General features: G+C 46.9%; 13 protein-coding genes and 1 pseudogene. 9 read left to right on the top strand and 5 right to left on the bottom strand.

Going from position 1 to position 19,304, the window contains the following annotated elements; all coding sequences use genetic code 11:
- From PHU49_05290 to istA, 4 genes and pseudogenes are all read right to left on the bottom strand, one after another.
- Positions 1 to 949 (bottom strand): molybdopterin-dependent oxidoreductase (locus PHU49_05290; protein ID MDD5243411.1); only part of this gene is annotated, 949 nt, incomplete at its 3' end.
- Between the two features lie 196 nt (positions 950 to 1,145).
- Positions 1,146 to 1,889, bottom strand: coding sequence for a GAF domain-containing protein (locus PHU49_05285; GenBank protein MDD5243410.1), 744 nt, complete (start codon positions 1,887 to 1,889; stop codon positions 1,146 to 1,148).
- 874 nt (positions 1,890 to 2,763) lie between these two features.
- Complete coding sequence (gene istB, locus PHU49_05280; protein ID MDD5243409.1) at positions 2,764 to 3,519, bottom strand: IS21-like element helper ATPase IstB; 756 nt, start codon at positions 3,517 to 3,519, stop codon at positions 2,764 to 2,766.
- Positions 3,520 to 3,541: 22 nt separating this feature from the next.
- Positions 3,542 to 5,077, bottom strand: a pseudogene (gene istA / locus PHU49_05275) (IS21 family transposase).
- A gap of 189 nt (positions 5,078 to 5,266) precedes the next feature.
- Here istA and PHU49_05270 point away from each other — a divergent pair.
- From PHU49_05270 to glgP, 4 genes are all read left to right on the top strand, one after another.
- On the top strand, positions 5,267 to 7,285 hold the full coding sequence (locus tag PHU49_05270; GenBank protein ID MDD5243408.1) for a PAS domain S-box protein: 2,019 nt from the start codon (positions 5,267 to 5,269) through the stop codon (positions 7,283 to 7,285).
- Positions 7,278 to 7,673 carry a response regulator gene (locus PHU49_05265; protein MDD5243407.1) on the top strand — a complete coding sequence of 132 codons (396 nt, stop codon included), beginning with the start codon at positions 7,278 to 7,280 and terminating at the stop codon, positions 7,671 to 7,673. Before PHU49_05270 ends, PHU49_05265 begins: the two co-directional genes overlap by 8 nt.
- 1,111 nt (positions 7,674 to 8,784) lie before the next feature.
- Complete coding sequence (locus PHU49_05260; protein MDD5243406.1) at positions 8,785 to 10,212, top strand: sigma-70 family RNA polymerase sigma factor; 1,428 nt, start codon at positions 8,785 to 8,787, stop codon at positions 10,210 to 10,212.
- Between the two features lie 139 nt (positions 10,213 to 10,351).
- Entirely contained in the window at positions 10,352 to 12,064 is a 1,713-nt protein-coding gene (gene glgP, locus PHU49_05255; GenBank protein MDD5243405.1) for an alpha-glucan family phosphorylase, read from the top strand.
- A gap of 11 nt (positions 12,065 to 12,075) precedes the next feature.
- Here glgP and PHU49_05250 read toward each other — a convergent pair whose 3' ends face one another.
- Positions 12,076 to 13,170 carry a peptidoglycan bridge formation glycyltransferase FemA/FemB family protein gene (locus tag PHU49_05250; GenBank protein ID MDD5243404.1) on the bottom strand — a complete coding sequence of 365 codons (1,095 nt, stop codon included), beginning with the start codon at positions 13,168 to 13,170 and terminating at the stop codon, positions 12,076 to 12,078.
- Between the two features lie 457 nt (positions 13,171 to 13,627).
- Between PHU49_05250 and PHU49_05245 the strand changes: the two genes are divergently transcribed.
- From PHU49_05245 to PHU49_05225, 5 genes are all read left to right on the top strand, one after another.
- Positions 13,628 to 14,107, top strand: coding sequence for a hypothetical protein (locus tag PHU49_05245; protein MDD5243403.1), 480 nt, complete (start codon positions 13,628 to 13,630; stop codon positions 14,105 to 14,107).
- 285 nt (positions 14,108 to 14,392) lie between these two features.
- Positions 14,393 to 15,418, top strand: coding sequence for a magnesium transporter (gene mgtE, locus PHU49_05240; protein ID MDD5243402.1), 1,026 nt, complete (start codon positions 14,393 to 14,395; stop codon positions 15,416 to 15,418).
- Positions 15,415 to 15,771, top strand: a complete 357-nt coding sequence (locus tag PHU49_05235) for a magnesium transporter (GenBank protein ID MDD5243401.1) — start codon at positions 15,415 to 15,417, stop codon at positions 15,769 to 15,771. Before mgtE ends, PHU49_05235 begins: the two co-directional genes overlap by 4 nt.
- A gap of 217 nt (positions 15,772 to 15,988) precedes the next feature.
- The gene (locus tag PHU49_05230; GenBank protein MDD5243400.1) at positions 15,989 to 17,674 is read left to right on the top strand and encodes an ATP-binding protein; all 1,686 of its coding nucleotides are present in this window, start codon (positions 15,989 to 15,991) and stop codon (positions 17,672 to 17,674) included.
- Positions 17,675 to 17,689: 15 nt separating this feature from the next.
- On the top strand, positions 17,690 to 19,045 hold the full coding sequence (locus tag PHU49_05225) for a sigma-54 dependent transcriptional regulator (protein ID MDD5243399.1): 1,356 nt from the start codon (positions 17,690 to 17,692) through the stop codon (positions 19,043 to 19,045).
- Positions 19,046 to 19,304 lie beyond the last annotated feature (259 nt).

Genomic DNA, 19,304 nt, shown 5'->3' with positions numbered 1-19,304 from the left:
TATTGCCGGTAATGATCTGGAGGATTGAGAAGGCGCGACTGTTCTGAGTCCCGTTTGCTGTCTGGTCCTGCGTACATGTCCCCTGATAGATGCCCGCACCTTTCGTCCCCGCGAATAACCCGGCAAGTCTGCGGATATCGGCAGCAGGCACCCATGTTATCTTCTCCGCCCACTCAGGGGGATATTTCTGGATATGGGGAACAAGCCTGTCAAATCCGGATGTGTACTTATCGATAAAGTCAACGTCGTAAAGTCTCTCATTGACGATCACATTTATCATGGCAAGGGCTAAGGCCCCATCTGTCCCGGGCCTTATTTTGATATACATCTCCGCGCTGTCGGCAAGAGAGATCCTCTTGGGATCAATAACAACAACCTTTGCCCCCTTCTTCAAATTCTTCTTAATGGCAAGCAGCAATGGGAAATCTGATTCCTGAGGGTTATGTCCCCACAGTATGTAGAGGTTTGAGTCAAGCTCCTCTGTCGGATATTTTCCGAAGGTGATCTGCCTTGTCCTGATCCTCATCCTGTAACAAATGCTTTCCACCGAGAAGAAATTCGGCGATCCGAAGGCCGCTTCAAACCTGTGCGTCAGGCCTGCCATCTCAAGGTTTTCCACGCCGATGGACCCGCTGAACACGCCGAGCACGCCGGGGCCGAATTCTTCCCTGAGCTTCAAAAGCTTCTCTGCTATCTCGTCGAGGGCCTGATCCCACGTTATCCGTTGAAAACTACCGTCTATCTTTTTTAACGGGTATTTTAAACGATCTGGGTTATAGACATTATCAAGCGCCGCCCTCCCCTTCGGGCAGAGCATGCCCCTGTTTAACGGGTGCGACTCAAGCCCTTTTATCTTTACGGCCTTCCCGTCTTCAACAGTTACAACAGTTCCGCAGCTATGGTAACAGAGCGTGCAATCGGTGAGAACCTCTTTACTATCTTCAGTCATCTGTTCACCTCTTACGGGAAATCATACATTATTCATTATATCAGCTATGACATCCGCTGTGAAGTGAATTACGAAACCCGCTTTAGCTTACAGCTATCAGCGATCAGCTTTCAGCTTAAAGCCTTTTTTGTTTTCGTCATCTCCTGCTTTTTGTTTTAGCTGACGGCTGTGTGCTGAATGCTGGTAACTGATTACGTCAGGTTTTTATGGACATATACTTTTCAAACACGGCGAGGTTGGATTCAAGCGCTTTTACTTCCTCCTGGAGGATTATGGCCTTTTCGGCCAGCTCCGTGCCTTGCGCCATCTGCGCGATCTGGCGGGAGAAACCGGCGATGACCACGATGCGGTTCCTGAAGTTATGCGTTGTCTCCATCAGGATCGACTCCTGCCGGCTGCAGGAGGTCATGAGCTGCTGGACAAGCTTTGCCCTCCCGATGATAGCGCTGATGAGCTGTCCGATGACCTGGAGGTACTGGAAGTCCTCTGCCGAGATCGGGGTCTCCTCTTTTCCTGAATCAACAATCAAGACCCCCAGTTTGTTCTCCTGCTGTGTCATGGGATCAACATAGCCCAGCGGAACAATGGCCTTGACCTTGATCGGCGCGCTCAACGTGTGCTTGTAGCCGTTCGTCTGGTGGGGATCTGTCAGGTTGACGGCAACGCCCTTCTTCACGGCATCCCAGACAATGCTGTCTTTATGTATCTGAACCCCTTTTATCGGGCAGACATGGTCACCGGCCCAGAACCTGAGCGTCAGATCATCTCCTTCAAGAAAGGCGCATCTGGCCCTTTTCCCGAGTCTCTCACTGAGATCGTTAAGCACCATCTCAATGACCTTCTCGGGAAGCGTACTGGAGCCCAGAAGGCTGGCGGCCTCAAGTATGTCCTGAAAATGGCCCTGCAGGTTCTTTTCCTTTTTTGCCTTTTTCACCGCCATTTCGTTATTCCTGTTTTTTCTATGGTAGCATCTTTTTGGTCGATGAGCAATAAGGATCGGGGAGTTTTGGCGGAGAGAGAGGGAGTTTAAATGAACTATATTAATATAATTATATTGATTAGTTACAAATTATTGTTTTCTCAGTTACCCCAATAGTTACCCCTAAACTATCTTTTTCTGTGTTTTCAGAAATTGCAGTGGCACCATTACACCATTATACTTACAACAAGAAGGTGATAAACGTCAAGGCTTTCAGAGAACGACGGCGGCACTTGTTACCTTGCCGCACTGTCCTTCTTTATAGTTGCGTCGATGATGCGGGGGGACTCTCCTTTCCGCCATCTTTGTCCTGATCCTGCTCCAGAGGTTGTCAATGTGTAAACCAATTGTCCCTGCTCCATAATCCTCCAGGACGCCCTTACGACCATGCTTAAGGTAGAGATAATAACGATCACGAAGCAAACTTATTGTACAGAATTAAATACAATATGAATTACCGATATAAAAAAGGTATAACAGGATAACGGCCACAGAGCTTCTTAAAATCATTCTGGTAAAGCTATGTCATACTTTAAATATGTATTTTTTTAATTTATTTTGAATACTTACATGTATATACTTATAAGAAGTATCTGGTTTCATCTCTATTTCTCAAAAGAATAATGATGGAACAATATTTGCGGTTGAAAATAAATGATGTAATGTACAAAGAATCGATAACCCTGGGGCATGATAAAAATGCGTATTCCGATGAAGTCGGCCACGTGTTATGATTCAACCCGGCCACCTGTTCCGAAGCAAGCCGGCCAGTCATTATGATGGACCCGGCCACCCTGATCGGAGCCGTCAGGCGACGCATGGTTTCTTTGCTACCTTACCCCATCTCTTCCTTGTGTGTCAATGATGCTTTTCTCTTTCTCATCGATTCCCCTTTCAGGTGTATCCGATGTGCGTTGTGAACCAGCCTGTCAAGCAGGGCATCGGCAATGGTTGGATCGCCTATCATTTCATGCCAGTGGTCTACGGGCAGCTGACTCGCTATGATGGTTGATGCCGTACCGTGCCTGTCTTCGATCACCTCCAGGAGGTCTCTCCGCTCCGGATCAGTCAGGGGTGACAGTCCAAAATCATCGAGGACCAGAACCCGTGCCCTGGCAAGTCTCGTTAAGGTTTTCGCATAGCTCCCATCCGCCCTGGCAATGGCAAGGGTGTAGGAGAGCTTCGGGGTTCTCATGTAGTATGCGCTTAACCCCTTGCGGCAGGCTTTGTGGGCTAAAGCACAGGAGAGAAACGTTTTTCCCGATCCTGTCGGTCCTATGATGATCACGTTCTGGTGGCGCTCTATCCATCCACAGGTCCCAAGGCTTAGGATGACGGATTTGTCGAGACCACGGGGCGTGCGGTAATCGATGTCTTCCATTGAGGCCGATAATTTGAGCCTGGCGCCGTGAAGCAACCGTTTCATCCTCCCATTTTCCCTCAAGAGATGCTCTGCGTCGACGAGCATGCCGAAGCGCTCCTCAAATGAGAGATCGGTCGCAGCGGGATGCGACCATTGTTCCTTCAATGCCTCTGCCATGCCGGCAAGTTTCATCGCGTAGAGTTTCTCCATCGTCTGTTCGTTCAACATATGCGTCCTCCTTGTCAAGTTCATAATAGGCTCTGCCTCTGATGTTTTCATGGGGGAGAGTATTGCCGGAAGGCGTCTCTAAAAGGAGAGTCTTTCCGTCAAGGTTGTTCTTCAGGATTGATTCGACACTCTTGTATGAGTAAGCTTTCAGCAGAAGAGCTCGTCTGCATGCAGCCTCCAACCTCTCTTCCCCGTATCGTCGTGCCAGGCGCATAACCCCGAGACAGCTTCGAAAGCCCTGTTCGGGATGGGTCTTTCTTTCCATGATCTCTGTGACGAGCTCCGCTGTCGATGGTCCGGTCTTTTCTGCCCAGCGGATAATGCGGGAGGGGGTCCATTCCAGGTAGCGTTTGTGTGATTCAGGCATATGTTCACTGAGCGTTGTGTGCCTGCCGGGAGAACAGTTCCTTGCGTGGCCGGCCACCCTTCTCCCCTTGAAGAATATCTCAACGGTACCCGCCGTGACGCGTGTGTCAACCACCATACCCCGTAATTGATAGGGAACGCTGTAATAGTGACGGCTGATCTCCACGTGATAGTCAATGTTGACTTTGTGCTTCTCCCACCCGGCATATTCATAGGGTTGCTGAGGCAAGGGTTGCATGGCCGGTCTGTCGATCGTCTCAAAGAGCTCTCGTCGCGATACTTTCATCTTCTGCAGAGGACGGTTGTTCATGTCTTCGACTTTCTGTCTAATCATCCTGTTCAGTTCTCCGATAGAGAAGAAGGTGTGGTTCCTGAGTGCGGCAATGATCCATCGTTCCGCGATGAGAACCGACGATTCCACTTTCGCCTTGTCCTTGGGTTTTTTCACCCGGGCGGGGATCACCGTTGTACCATAGTGTGCCGCCATATCCTGATAGGTGGGGTTAAGGTCGGGCTCATACCGGGACGGATGGGTGATGCCTGTTTTTGTATTATCCGGGGTGGTGATGGCAGGAACTGCGCCAAAATACTCAAACGTGTGGACATGTGCTCTGATCCATGAGGGGAGATCTAAAGAAAGGTGCGCCTCTGCATAGGTGTAGTTGCTTGCCCCCAGGGTAGCAACAAACAGATATGCGGGGATCACCTTGCCGGTGACAGGATCATGGATCGGTATCGTATCGCCTGCATAATCGACGAAACATCTTTCTCCTGCCTTGTAGTCGTTACGGAAGGAGATGTCGAGCGTCTTTTTCCATGCCCGGTAACGAAGACAGAACTGACTGTACTGGTAACCCTCAGGATTGTTCTCCCGGTATTCGTGCCAGAGCAGTTGAAGGGTGACCCCCTTTCTGGCAAGCTCCTTGTGGATGTACTCGAAGGGCGGCATGTTCCGTTTTTCTACCGATAACGGAATGCTGGAGGGAAAGAGGAGATTCTCTAAAGCAGCCTCATCCAGATCCTCCGGCAGGGGCCAACTGAGGCCTGCCTTTCTTGCCCGTTCGAGGTAATCCCTGACGGTGGTTCTGCCGACACATAAGCTTTTTGCCGCCTGTCGTACCGATAATCCTGTTCCTAAGCAGAGCCTGAACATTTCTTTTAACTTTCGCATAGATAACCTCCTGAATGCCATTGATGCTCCTTCCATAATTTTTGAAGAAGTGTAACGGCATCCTGTAGATTTTATCCAGCGTCTCTGACAGCTTGCCCGGGGTGGCCGGGTCCATCATAATGGGTGGTCGGCTTGGATCATAATGGGTGGTCGGCTTCAATCATATTCGGTGGTCGGGTTGGATCGGAATACGCAATAAAAAGGGGAAGCATGGAAAAAAGATCATCAAAATCCACACCGGGAAACGCAGAAAAAAACCAGTCTGCAATTCAGGAGAGCGAGGAACAATACAGATTGATCTTCAATCTCGTTTCTGACGCTATTTTTCTCATCGACAACGAAACAGGACAGATCCTCGAGGTCAACAAGGCCGCATCATCTCTCTATGGCTACAGCAGGGAAGAACTCCTTTCGATGAACCACAGAGATGTATCCGCTGAGCCGGAAAGGACGCGGGAAGCAACGCTGAAAGAGATGACCGTGGTCCCCCTCCGGTATCACAGGAAAAAGGATGGTGCCGTCTTCCCCGTTGAGATCACCGCCACCCATCTAATGTGGAAGGGGCGGAAGTCGCACCTCGCCGCCATCCGGGACATCACCGAACGCAATAAGATTGAAGATGCTTTGAGAAAAAGCGAAGAAACAATCCGCGTAATTACTGATAATGTTCCCGCATTTGTATCCTACATAGACAAGAACGGTTTTTACCGCTTTGCCAATAAGCGTTACGAAGAATGGTTTGGCATCCCGGTAACTGAAATTACGGGAAAACACTACCAAGAAGTCCTCGGCCTGCGCGCCCATGAGAAGGTCAAGCCTTATATGGAATCTGCACTATCGGGAAGGCAGGCATCTTTTGAAACTCTTCTTGACTATGCACTCGGTGGGGAACGATGGGTGCACGGCGAATATATTCCTGATATAGATACGAGGAGAGATGTCCAGGGATTCTTTGCCATGGTTACAGATATCACAGCTAGCAAACGAACAGAAAAAGCCATCAGAAATCAGGAGAAAGAGTTAAGGTCGATCTACGATAATGCACCGCTCATCATGATGCTTGTGGATAAAGAGTGGAAGATTCGCAAAACAAACGCCTTTACGTCCAACTTTGTGGGCAGGGCCGAGGATGAGACGATAAACATGCGTTGCGGGGAGGCTCTGAATTGTATCCATGCCCTTGATAGCCCGAAAGGCTGTGGCTTCGGTCCTTTCTGCAGGGAATGCATGCTCCGCCTTACCGCATTAAACACAATCGAAACTGGCCGCGATTGCAAAGAGGTAGAAATAAACATGTCCTTCTCGAATAAAAGACAGGCACAGAGTACAATTTTTCTCCTCTCGACAACAAGACTGGAAATCAAGGGACGACCCATGGCGCTGGTCAGCATGCAGGACATTACCGAGCGCAAGCACGCCGAAGAGAGGCTCCGCATGCTCCTCTATGAGCTTGAGGGTAAAAACAGAGAACTTATTAAGGCATACGAGGAGCTGAAGATGTCAGAGTCAATGCTTGTCCAGTCAAAGAAGATGGCGTCCCTCGGGCAGCTCTCCGCCGGGATCGCCCATGAGCTGAAAAACCCCCTCAGCATCATCCTCCAGGGGATCGCATATGTCCAGTCATCGGTCGAGGACGGCACGCTTATCGATGCCTGCGACAGGATAAAAAAATCGGCCATACGGGCTGATTTGGTGATCCAGAACCTCCTCAGTTTTTCTAGGCAGGAGCCCCCTTCCTTTACCGAAGATGATATAAACGCCCTCATCGAGGAGGCACTCACGATGGTCGAGCACCAGATGAGCCTGCGAAACATACAGGTCATACGGAACTATTTCCTTCACATCCCCAAGGTACGGGTAGACAGCAACCAGATCAAGGAGGTCTTCATCAACATATTCATCAATGCCGCCGATGCGATGAAGTATGGAGGCACCATCACGCTCACCACCAAAGCGGGGATAGACAAGGATGGAGAACCATGCGTCAGGGCCGTAATAGAGGATACGGGAACAGGCATACCCGATGAGATCCTTAAAAATGTTTTCGATCCCTTCTTCACGACAAAAACGGACTCCGAAGGCACCGGGCTCGGCCTGTCCATCACAAAGGGGATCGTTGAACGCCATCACGGCAGCATTGCCATCAGCAGCGAAGAGGGGAAAGGGACAACGGTGACGATCACCCTGCCCTGCAATCCATTCGAAAAGGAGAGCCATTACAATGGATAAAAAGAAGATCCTCCTCATTGACGATGAAGAGGACTTTTGCTTCTTTGTAAAGCTGAACCTGGAAAAAACAAGGAAATACCAGGTCTTTACCGCGACAGACGGCATGGAAGGCATCAGGCTTGCGAGGCAGATTAAACCCGACCTTATCTTCCTCGATATCGTTATGCCGAATATTGATGGTGGACAGGTCGCGGAGATCCTTCTTGATGATGAGCCGACCAGCACAATCCCCATTGTTTTTGTTACCGCGGTAGTAAAAAAAGATGAGCTTTCGGGACGCGGGGGAAAGATCGGCGGAAGGGATTTTATTGCCAAGCCGGTCAAACCGGAGACACTGATAAAAAGGATTGAGCAATATTGCCCTATCCAGAAGGAATGGCGCCGCTGATTTTATTAGAACTACCCGAAAAAAATACACCGTAAAAAGAGCCGGCTTTAACAGTTTTCACAATGCCGCAGGTCGATAAGTCTTGTCATGGCGCGTTCATCGCGGATCGCAGCATGCTCACATCAAGACTAATGTTGCAAAATGTAACGCTGTGTTGAATAATGCAACGCGCTTCTTGATTGCGCATTGCATTTGCTGCCCCATTTAGCCAGTTTTGCCTCTTATCGCAAGAAAAATGATGGTGACGCTTCACGCCCCCCATTGGCATGGTCTTTGCTTTAAAAATTTAAAAAAGGTGCAAAAAATGGTTAATCTGTTTAAGCAACTCGTAGTGATGAGTTAATGATTCGTTATGTGTGAACGCTTTAATAAGATTTAATAAGAGGCAACGAGAACAAGCACAAAACGTTTAAAAGATACTTTTGAAAATGGGTAAGTCGCCTCGCGGTTGTTGTTTATTTTATAAAGAAAGGAAGGAGGCATATAATGGGCGATAAAGGCAAGAAGGACAAGGAAAAGAGTCTGAAGCAAAAAAACGAAAATCAGAAAAAGAAGAAAAAACAGAAATAAAGAAAACCATTGAAGTGATATTCTTAATAGTTCTGTTGGTTGTGCGTTTATCGATTCAATAGTCCGGGAAGCTCGTTTTGTGCGGTCCTGCGCTGACGAGAATACGCTTTGATGTACTTTCAGTTTCAGTCAAGTATCCGCGCCAGTGCTTCCTGATCTATACAGTATCGATATGTATGCATAATCTACTTTTGTACGCGAAATGCGTTGTTTTGAACTATAACCTTGAGCTTTTACGAACGGTTGCTACTATGCTTATTTTTTGCATTTTCTGTAAAACAGCAAGTCATTTATTTTGCATCTGGATCCGCTTTATAAACATTATACGATCCGCTTTTAAAGAATACACTAATAAAGCGGTATATTTTTGTAACATGTTACAGACTCGAAAAATATTATTTTTAGACTCGGCTGAAAAGATAACCCTTTCGTTTAACCAAACATGATTGCGATGGCGCGCTGGGCAATATTGCTGTGTGCGGTATTCATAGCGGAATGATGTTGTACAGCATGAACGCATATATACTTTCGGAGTTAAAAAATGGCAGTAAATGATTCTATTACAATTAAAGATTTCGGAGATGTACCCGACTTTCTTTCAGAACCTGGTATCGACCTTTTCAAAAAGATGGAAGAGGCAATTGCGCCACACAATAAAAAAAGCGCGGATGGGGAAGAATCTGAAGGATTGCCTTCAGATGCAACTGATAATATAATATGGTCATATTTAAGAGATATAGGACATATACCAGTCTTCACATCCTACGAAGAACGCCAGATTAAAGAAGAGATTGAAGATACCGAAAGAAAGGCGTGGAACGCTTTGTTTGAGCTGCCACAGGCATTGAACGAGCTTTCAGCAATAGGCCAACAATTGGAGAAAGGAACCAAAAATATACTAGATGTACTCAGCGGCATTAATGAAGTGAACTATACGAAAAAAGATGGGAGGAAATACAGAAAAAAAACCTTATCCCTCATCAATGCCGTAAAGCATCTTCATGAGAAAAAGGAAGATATAAATAAAATGCTGCCGGGAATCGACAAAATAAGCAGGAACAAACTTGCGAAGAGGCTTAAGAGGATCGAGAACAGGAAAGAAAAAATCTTGTGCGATCTCAAACTTAGCAAGAAGATCATAGCTGCTATCATCAAAAAAATTGAGCAGCAATTTGATTTTATCGATGATGAAGAGGCGCGTATCGTGAAAAGAAAATTGGCGGAAGTTATTGAAATTCAAAATAGACTGAAGTTCATCAAAAACAGGCTTGTCCAGGCCAATCTGAGGCTCGTGATCAGCATCGCCAAAAGATATCGTAACCGGGGACTTTCATTTCTTGACCTTGTCCAGGAAGGCAATTTGGGACTCCTAAGGGCTGTTGAAAAATATGATTATCGGAAAGGGTACAAGTTCTCCACATTTGCAACGTGGTGGGTGAAGCAAGGTATATCACGGGCAATAGCGGATTGCGCCCGGACCATCAGGATACCGGTTCATGTGCTTGAAGTGAGAAATAAGATCAACAAGGCTACCGTAGCCCTCTTCCAGGAGTTGGGAGAAGAGCCAAGCCCCGAAGAGATTTCTCGTTTTTCCGGAATATCATCGGGGAAAGTCAAAAAAATTATGACGATTTCCAGTGATACCGTGTCAATAGAAACCCCGATCGGGAATGACACGTCCACGCTCAATGATTTTATCGCGGATTCAGAGGCATCTTCGCCTTTTGCAGAGCTTGTAGGTTCCTCCCTCAGGGAAGAGATAGAAAAAATTTTGTCTACCTTAACTCCGAGGGAAGAGAAAGTTATCAGAATGCGCTACGGCATCGGTAACCAGAACGTTTTTACCCTGGAAGAAGTGGGTGATGTCTTTGGGCTTACCCGGGAACGTATCCGTCAGATTGAACGCAAGGCCCTGAAAAGACTTCAACACCCATCAAGGCGTAAGAGGCTTGAAAGCTTCAAGGAATAAACGCAATGCGATTGCGCTTCGAATAAAAGATTTGCCGCAACAAAAGATAGAACCTGCACTGTTAGCTTGCTGAGTCGCTTTGGAGGCCATGTTATCCTGGGATCAGAAGTCATTGGTGCAGAAATAAAGGGGGAATGGTATGCTCCACACGATAAACGCCCAAAGATCAATAGCGTATTTTTCTATGGAAATAGGATTAAGTGAAAAAATCCGTACATATAGCGGTGGCCTGGGCGTTCTTGCGGGAGACACGATTCGCTCTGCTGCCGATCTCAGGGTACCGATGGTCGCAGTAACCTTACTCCATCGCCAGGGATACTTCCGCCAAATTCTCGGAGCGGATGGGTCACAGCGGGAAGAACCTGTCGAGTGGCCCGTTGAAGACCTTCTGGAAGAGATGCCGGATAGATCATTTGTGGTTATTGAAGGACGTACCGTTTATCTCAGGCCATGGAGTTATAAATTAAAAGGGATTGGCGGTTTTACGGTACCAGTATACTTTCTCGACTCCGACCTCCCGGAAAATTCAAAATGGGACCGCACATTGACCCATTACCTGTACGGCGGCGACAATCATTACCGGCTCTGCCAGGAGGTTATCCTCGGCATTGGTGGTGTCAGAATGCTGCGCAAAATGGGATACGGCAAAATCAGGACGTTTCATATGAACGAGGGACATGCGGCGCTTTTGGCGTTAGCTCTTCTTGATGAGTCTGCAGAAAGAGTGGGCAGATGGATTCTGATCGAAGAGGATCTTGAGACTGTACGGAAACGATGCGTATTTACGACCCACACTCCTGTTCCTGCCGGGCATGACAAATTTCCCTTAGATCTGGTACGGAGAGTGATAGGAGATCGAAAAGATTTTTTTGCCCTAAATGGGGTACTTTATGAGGGAAATGTCCTCAATATGACCTACCTGGCACTTAATCTAAGCCGGTATATCAACGGAGTTGCAAGGAAACACGGAGAGGTATCCCGGATGATGTTTGCAGGGTATTCAATCGAAGCCATCACGAACGGGGTCCATGCGGCCACCTGGATGTCCGAGCCCTTCCAGAAACTTTTAAACCGATACATCCCTTTGTGGAAGCAAGACAACTTCAGCCTTCGCCATGCCCTGAGCATACCGAAGCAGGAAATATGGGACGCACACATGAAGGCTAAAAAACGATTGCTCGACTTTGTCAACATGAAGACCGGAGCCAGGCTTGATGAGAATATATTTACCATCGGATTTGCCCGGCGCGCCGCCGCCTATAAAAGGGGAGACCTTCTGTTTGAGGATATTGATAGGTTGAAAAGGGTATCCGCTGAAGCAGGAAAGATCCAGATAATTTATGCCGGCAAGGCCCACCCCCGTGACCAAGAGGGGAAAAATCTTATCAAGAGGATCTTTCAGGCCAAACAAAACCTCAAGGAGGATATCAATGTCGTGTACCTCGAAGATTATGACATGGCCTTGGGGGCAATGATAACAGCCGGTGTGGATATTTGGCTAAATACGCCTGAATCACCAATGGAGGCATCCGGGACCAGCGGGATGAAGGCTTCACTTAACGGTGTCCCCAGTCTGAGCATACTTGACGGATGGTGGATAGAAGGCCATATCGAAGGATTGACGGGTTGGTCTGTCGGAGACACAAGCGTAGAGAAAGAAGGAGGAAACGACCGGAACGGAGATGCAGCGTCACTCTATGACAAGCTTGAGCACGTTATTATCCCTCTCTTTTACCGCGAGAGGAAACGGTTCATCGAGACAATGCTCTTCTCTATCGCAACCAACGGCTCTTTCTTTAATACCCAAAGGATGATGATGCAATATGTGCTCAATGCCTATTTGACTGATTAGAACCTTTTTGATCAAAAGGGAAACCTGAACGTTCCCCTATCTAGCGCCTCGGCATTGCGTAATACCAAATACTTATCCGGATCAAGGGGGTAATCCCATGTCCCACTTCTGTGAATAATCTTTCCTCCAAAACCGGTTTTGAATCGATACATTCCGTAGAATGGGTGGTGTTTGTCTTTTGTGGGCGACACAGCCCCCATGTCATAGGCGAGGCATCCTTTCTCCCGCGCAAGCAGTATGCCGGCCCATTGTACCGCGTAGGGCCCCATGAGATTACGACGTTGGTTTGAAGACGCCCCGAACAGATACGTCGCCACTTTGCCGGAGATCCCTATGATCGCCCCGGCGAGCGCCTCTTGGTTGTGTTTCGCAATAAGGAAGTAAATTTCTGAAGAATCCGGACTGGACTGAAGCGCAGAGAATAAGGCGGAAAAATATCTGTAACTACACGGGAAGAACTTGTTACGTTCTGCTGTCTGTCGGTAAAGGTCGTAAAACACCGGCAGCATGTCGATAGAAAGGGACACTATTTCTACCCCTCTTCGCTTGGCAAGACGTATATTGTATCGGGTTTTCGATTTCATATCCGACAAAATCTCTGCTTCTGTTCGTGCAAGGTCAATCATTACCGCATCTGCAACGGTTATGTCTATGGCGGCTTTCCGAAGGTTCCAAGACTTTGTGCCAAAATTCATGCGCAGTTCCTGCAGCCTCGGTTCGGGGCGGATTGCCCCACCTTGATACTTCGTAATATCATCGGCGCAGGTTATGTATTGCGATTCCCATGGAAGATCGTACCGGATGAAAGATATCGGCATGTCGAGGTGTTTAACCATTTCCTCCGAAAGTTTCTCCAGAAACAAGCCGTAATGTTCCGGAGGAGGGCCGTATTCCGGACCTTGTTGGATATACGCCCCCGTAATGCCGTGACCGAAGTCTCTTAATAAAACAAGGATGTCTGCTTCTGTATCTAACGAAGCAAAGTCGAAGGCGAATGTTTTCCACCCTAATCTTGATTTTACCTCACTCCAGTATACCGTTTGAAAAAGAATGTCGGTAGGACGAAGAGACCATGTGTCCTTTTGTTGTAAATGTACCTTCACCATTTCCCCTCCTTTACGGATGTTGTTATCAATTGCGGGCCGTTTAGAATATATGCAAAACAAGGTCCACACGTCGCAATTAAAAAGGGAGGGGATCATGTATGATTTCTCCTCGATATGGAACAATACCTCCTTTTTTTGACAATTTGGGGTGTTCACCGCGGGTCTCGACGGAATCATGACAAGAACGGCGTTGCATAATGTAACGGCGCGTTGAATAATGCAACATGCCTTTTGACTGCCCGATGAATCCCCGGACCTTCTTCGCCAAGTTTGCCTCTGATCGTAAGGGAAATTATGGTAATATTTCCGTTCCCTCCCTTTGGCACGGTCTTTGCTTAATAAAAAAATAAGACCTTCTGGAAGTGATTCCTTAAAGCATGAGAAATCCTTGCCTTCCGAATCGTGATGCTTTTCCAGGTCAATCTCGCCGGTCTGTCAAGAACGAAAGGAGAACACCATGAAAAGATACTATTTGTCGGAAGCCATTGATAAATGGGCAACAGCGTTTATCCGTATTTATGAGCGACAAGGAATTGCCGATTTCGAAAAGTATCAGTATAGTATAGCAAAAATTCTTCGTCTGGGACCAAATCCTGAGCAGGAAGAAAAACTGCTTGCATATGTCAAAGATATAACAAATCCAAAGGATGTGCTTTTAGAAGCCCTTGCTGCGATCATGCTTAACAACTCTATAAATAACAACTCTAGAATTCTTGCGGTAAATGCCCTGCGTGTACTTTTACCAATAATAATGCCTAATACCAAACACATAAGAGAGTCTGTTGTGCGGGCGATGGAGGGCATTATCAATTATCCAGAGAAATCGGTATTTTATGACACTGTTAAAGATACGCTGAAATCCATAAACATGGCGATGCAAAAAGATAGTCAGAACCGCGCTTTGTTGTCTAACGTTACGGGAAGCAATTTTAGATAAGTAAAGCTTAGCTTTTCTGATGTCAAAGCCGGATTTTTGAACTGAATGAGCAATGGATTAGTAAAACATTATCTTATGAAAGGGGGCCTTATGAGTGATTCAGCGAGCAGCCATGGCCGTAAACGCAAGTCGCGAAAATTGAAACAAAGCGAGATCGACGACCCTGGATCGCGACGCTTAAGCCTTGCGGCCGGTAATGTGAACGGTCGGTACTCCAACCAGGTATAGCCACTGTTTCATCTCCGGTCGTGTCGCCCATGCGTTGTGACCGTAACGGAGGTGACTGTGAGAACCAAGAATGCATTCATCGTCCCGGAACTGCGCGATCTTCTCGCAGTCGGGGATGCTAAAATACTCCATAATCTTTACAAGGCAGCACACCCCGCTGCCATTGCAGAATTGATTTCAACCCTTTCCGGGAAAGAGGCTTGGGCTATTCTACAATACGCCGATCCACTTCTTCGCGCCGAGATTTACAGTCATTTGGACAAAAATATCCAGGCAGAAATCATCAAAGCGCTCCGACGTGAAGATATCGCCCGCCTGTTGGCTGACATGGCTCCTGATGACCGGGCCGACCTGTTCAAACAGTTGTCTGAAGATGTGCGCGAGGGTATTCTGCCGGCTTTGGCGCAGGCTGAGCGAGAAGATATTAGGCGCCTTGCCTCCTACAAAGAGGGTACAGTCGGCGCCGCCATGACCTCGGACTACGCCACGCTTTCGCCGCAAATGAACGCATCGCAGGCATTGGAACGACTTCGACAAATAGCGCCGAACAGAGAAACCATCTATTACGCCTACGTGTTGGACGATGACCGAAAGCTCCTCGGATTCGTGTCGCTTAAAGACCTCATTGTGGCTTCCCGCAAGGACCGGGTCAGAGACATTATGCACCATGAGATCATCTCGGTCAAAGTTGAGGATGATCAGGAAAATGCGGCACAGAAAATTCAGAAGTACGACCTGATTGCCTTACCGGTGCTCAACGATGATGATGCTTTGGTAGGAATCATCACTTACGATGATGCTATCGACATTATAACCCAGGAACACACTGAAGACATGGAAAAATTTATGGCCATATCAGGCAGTCACGAGCCGGGCGCATACCTGAAGACCTCATCATGGGTACATTTCAAGAACAGGGTATATTGGATCGTCAGCCTCGCCGCTTTCGGTTCGTTGTCAGGCATGATCATTCACAGTTTCGAGGCCACGCTTATGCAAATACTTATTTTAGCCCTCTACATGCCCATGATTACTGACGCCGGCGGCAACACAGGCAGCCAGACGGCCACGTCAGGGCCTTGATCCTGCGCGAGATCTCTTCAGCGGACCTATTCAGGGTTCTGTCCAAGGAAATCAAGATCGCCGCTCTGTTGGCCGTAGTTTTGAGTATACTCTCCTGGGGCAAGATATTTTTCCTGTCTCGGGGGTCGGAGATACCTACGGGTTTTTCACTCGCCAAGATCAGCTTGGCCATAGCCGTCGCGCTTGGCCTGCAAGTGGTGAGTGCAACCGTGATAGGCGCTTTGTTACCCTTGAGTGCGGCAAAAATGAAATGGGATCCTGCGGTGGTGGCAAGCCCTGCCCTTACAACAATCGTGGATATAACCGGACTGCTGATCTATTTCACTACTGTCAGGTTATTTCTTGGTATATAGTTATAAACAGTGATTTACAGCAGACGTATCAATGCCTTGCAACTGAACTATGAATGATCTTATCATGTGCTCTTTTCAACTTTTTTGGCACATATTTTGCTATAATTAATAGGAAAAAGTTAATGTTGCACATTTCGACCCAAGAATGTCAGGATTTATTTTTGATAGAATCAGGTATTTCCTCAGAATTCACAAAGCTGGGTCGGCGGGATCCATTATGAATTTTAATTTTGATAAGTTCAGGACAAAGCTCATCGCCATATTCGTCCTTATATCGTCAATCCCTCTTATTATTTTCGCTGCCGTAATATACAAGAAGGAATCTCAATTGGTACGAAATAAGGCATTGTCTCATCTCGACACCATTATCGCGCAGAATGTTTTGATGATAGAAGGCTTCAGGTCCGAACGCATACGTGACCTCAATCTTTTGGCTGCCACTATGCGAGACCTCGGCAGTGAAACCGCGTTAAATCATTTTAGGCTTATGCAGAGAGAGTACAAACTCTATAAGCATTTCTTCGTGATCAGTGCAGAGGGATCTGTCCTTTTTGAAACAGGCAACCTTAAGATTTTGAGGAAAAATTTGCTCGATCAGGAATGGTTCAAGTCTTCAAAAAAAGGAATACCCTTTATGGGTGTCATAAATCTGTCTGAACTCAAAAAACATGACCTCCTTGTAACGGTACCGTTAGCATCCCTCAACGGGAGGGGCATGGCGTTGCTCGGTGCAACGATTGATTTTCAAGGCATCGAGCATGTCATGAAAGACACAAGCATTGGCAGTACGGGTGAAGTCTACCTTATCAACAAAGACGGCGTTTTCCTTACCACCACCAGAGCAGGTGAAGGCCGTGCCGGAGATAGCATGGCCCCTGAAATATTCACGCACTATTTCACGCCTGCCGGTTCCGATGAACATGTTGATTACAGGGGTAAAAAGGTTGTGCGGGTTTACAAAAAGATCCCCGGTCTTGACTGGTTTATTATTGGGGAACAGGATTCCGAAGAAATCTTCAGCGATATCGAGACTCTTCGTAAAATATTTATCGGCTTCGTGCTCCTCCTCATCGCGCTTATCATTCTGACTGGGTACATCATATCAAAAAGAATCGCCAACCTCCTAAAGTCTGCCTACCATCAAAATAAGGAACTAGAAATACAATTAATACAAAAAGACAAACTTGCCTCTATGGGACTTTTAACCGCCGGAATCGCTCACGAACTGAATACGCCTTTTGCCAGCGCCCTACTTTACACCCAGATGCTGAAAGAGGACATGAAGAACTCTTCACCTTCTTATACAGAGAAACTAAGCTTTATAGAAGAAGAAATAAAGAGGGGCAGCAGAATAATACGAAGCCTCCTTGATTTCTCTAAACAATCCCAGACCGATTCTTTCATAACCGATGTTAACGAGGTTCTCTATAAGCTTTTAAACATCTCTGAAAGATTCTGTTTTGACAGGAAAATCAACGTCAAACAGTCTTTAGAAGAAGGCATCCCTCTGGTTAAAGGCAATGCCAGCATTCTCTATCAGGTGTTTATGAATATTATTACAAACGCGGTAGAGGCCATGGATAACGGCGGGACCTTAACAGTTGTCACACGATACATACAGGCCCTGCAAAAAGTCACTGTCGAAATCCAGGATACCGGGCCGGGTATACCCGAAGAGTACCTTGGCGACATATTCGATCCTTTTTTTACCACAAAATCATTGGCTGAAGGCACAGGATTGGGGCTGGCGATCAGTTATTCGATGGTGAGAAAGATGGGCGGGAATATAAGGGTAACAAGTTTTTGTCAGAAAAAGAACGATAGCCCATCATTGCCCACAGGTACAACTTTTACCATTGAACTTGTTGTACAGAAAAACGGTTACGAAAATAATAGAGAATAGAGGAGGATAAAGCAAGTGAAGCAAACACAAATCCTCATAGTGGAAGATGATGTGAAGATGAGAACAGCCTTGAGGGAAATCATGTTCAAGGAAGGGTACTCTGTGGAGACAGTGGAGACGGGGGAGGCGGCTCTCGCAAAAATTGGTACAACAAATTATGATCTTGTGATTACCGACCTCAAGCTTCCAGGCATCGATGGGATGGATATACTAAAAGCAATTAGAAAGTCAAGGCCTGAAATCAGCACCATCATGATAACGGCTTATGCGACAGTTGATACAGCGGTTGAAGCTATGAAGGAAGGAGCCGAAGACTATATTGCAAAGCCGTTCAATCTCGACGAAATAAGAATAATCGTAAAAAAAGTGCTCGAAAGAAAAGCCCTTGTCGATGATAACAAGCTCTTGCGAAGTCAACTAAAGAAAAAATACAGCTATGAAAACGTGGTAGGTAACAGCGAAGGCATGATCGATGTTTATAAGACTATAGATAGAGTCAAAGACTCAAAGGCAACCGTTCTTATCTTAGGAGAGACCGGTACCGGCAAGGAGCTTGTGGCAAGGGCCATTCACTATAATAGTATTCGCTCAGAGAAACCTTTTCTCCCTGTCAATTGCGCGGCCTTGGCTGAATCTCTTCTGGAAAGCGAGCTTTTTGGCTACGTGAAAGGCGCTTTCACCGGCGCCGCAAGGGATAAGCAGGGCGTCTTCGAAGTGGCTGATGGAGGCACAGTATTTCTTGATGAGATCGGGGACATAAGTGCTCGTCTCCAACAAGTTTTGCTCCGAGTGCTCGAAAATGGCGAGATACAGCCGGTAGGTGCAACAACCAGAAAAAAAGTTGACGTCAGGATTGTTGCGGCAACAAACAAAAACCTTGAAGAAATGATAAAAGCAGGTTCATTCAGAGAGGACCTGTATTACCGCCTGAATGTAATAACCCTGAGATTGCCCCCGCTCAGAGAGAGAAGAGAGGATATCGCGACTTTGGCAGGCCATTTTCTCCGGAAGTATTGCACAAATAACGAAAAGGCAATAACGGGATTATCAAAAGAGGTGCTCCGCCTGCTCGAGCAATATGCCTGGCCGGGGAACGTGCGAGAACTCGAAAACGTGATAGAACGGGCTACACTTCTCGAAACAACAAGCGAGATCACACAGGAAAGCTTGCCTGAGCCTATACGAACAGCTATCGACAAAGGCCTCTTGGCCCATGATGAAGACCTGCAGACATTAGAGGAAATGGGACGGGCCTATATCATTAAGATCCTTGGAAAGGTAAACGGCAACAAGGCAAGGGCCTCGGAAATCCTGGGCATCAATCGCACCTCCCTCTGGAGGATGATACAGAGGTTCAAGATTTCTGAATAAGTTAACATCTTTGACATCGGAAATTGCCTGTTACGATGCACAAAGCAACGCATAGTTGCATAAAGTAACACAGCTGTAAGTGTTTTTCAGCATTTGCGGTTCTGATAAATTTGCTTCATAAATTCAACAATGTTAACCCAAAAAATGCAATTGCAATAGACATACCTACGTTATAAAGCCCATCAAGGCTTTTCCTCACTTCTTATCAGAACGACCATTGTTGGTGCGGTTTCTTGGCCCACCTCCGGTTTGGTTGCCT

This window comes from Syntrophorhabdaceae bacterium (assembly GCA_028713955.1).
GTDB lineage: Bacteria > Desulfobacterota > Syntrophorhabdia > Syntrophorhabdales > Syntrophorhabdaceae > UBA5609.
Note: the sequence above shows the minus strand (reverse complement) of the source record. Positions and strands in the feature narration are given on the sequence as shown.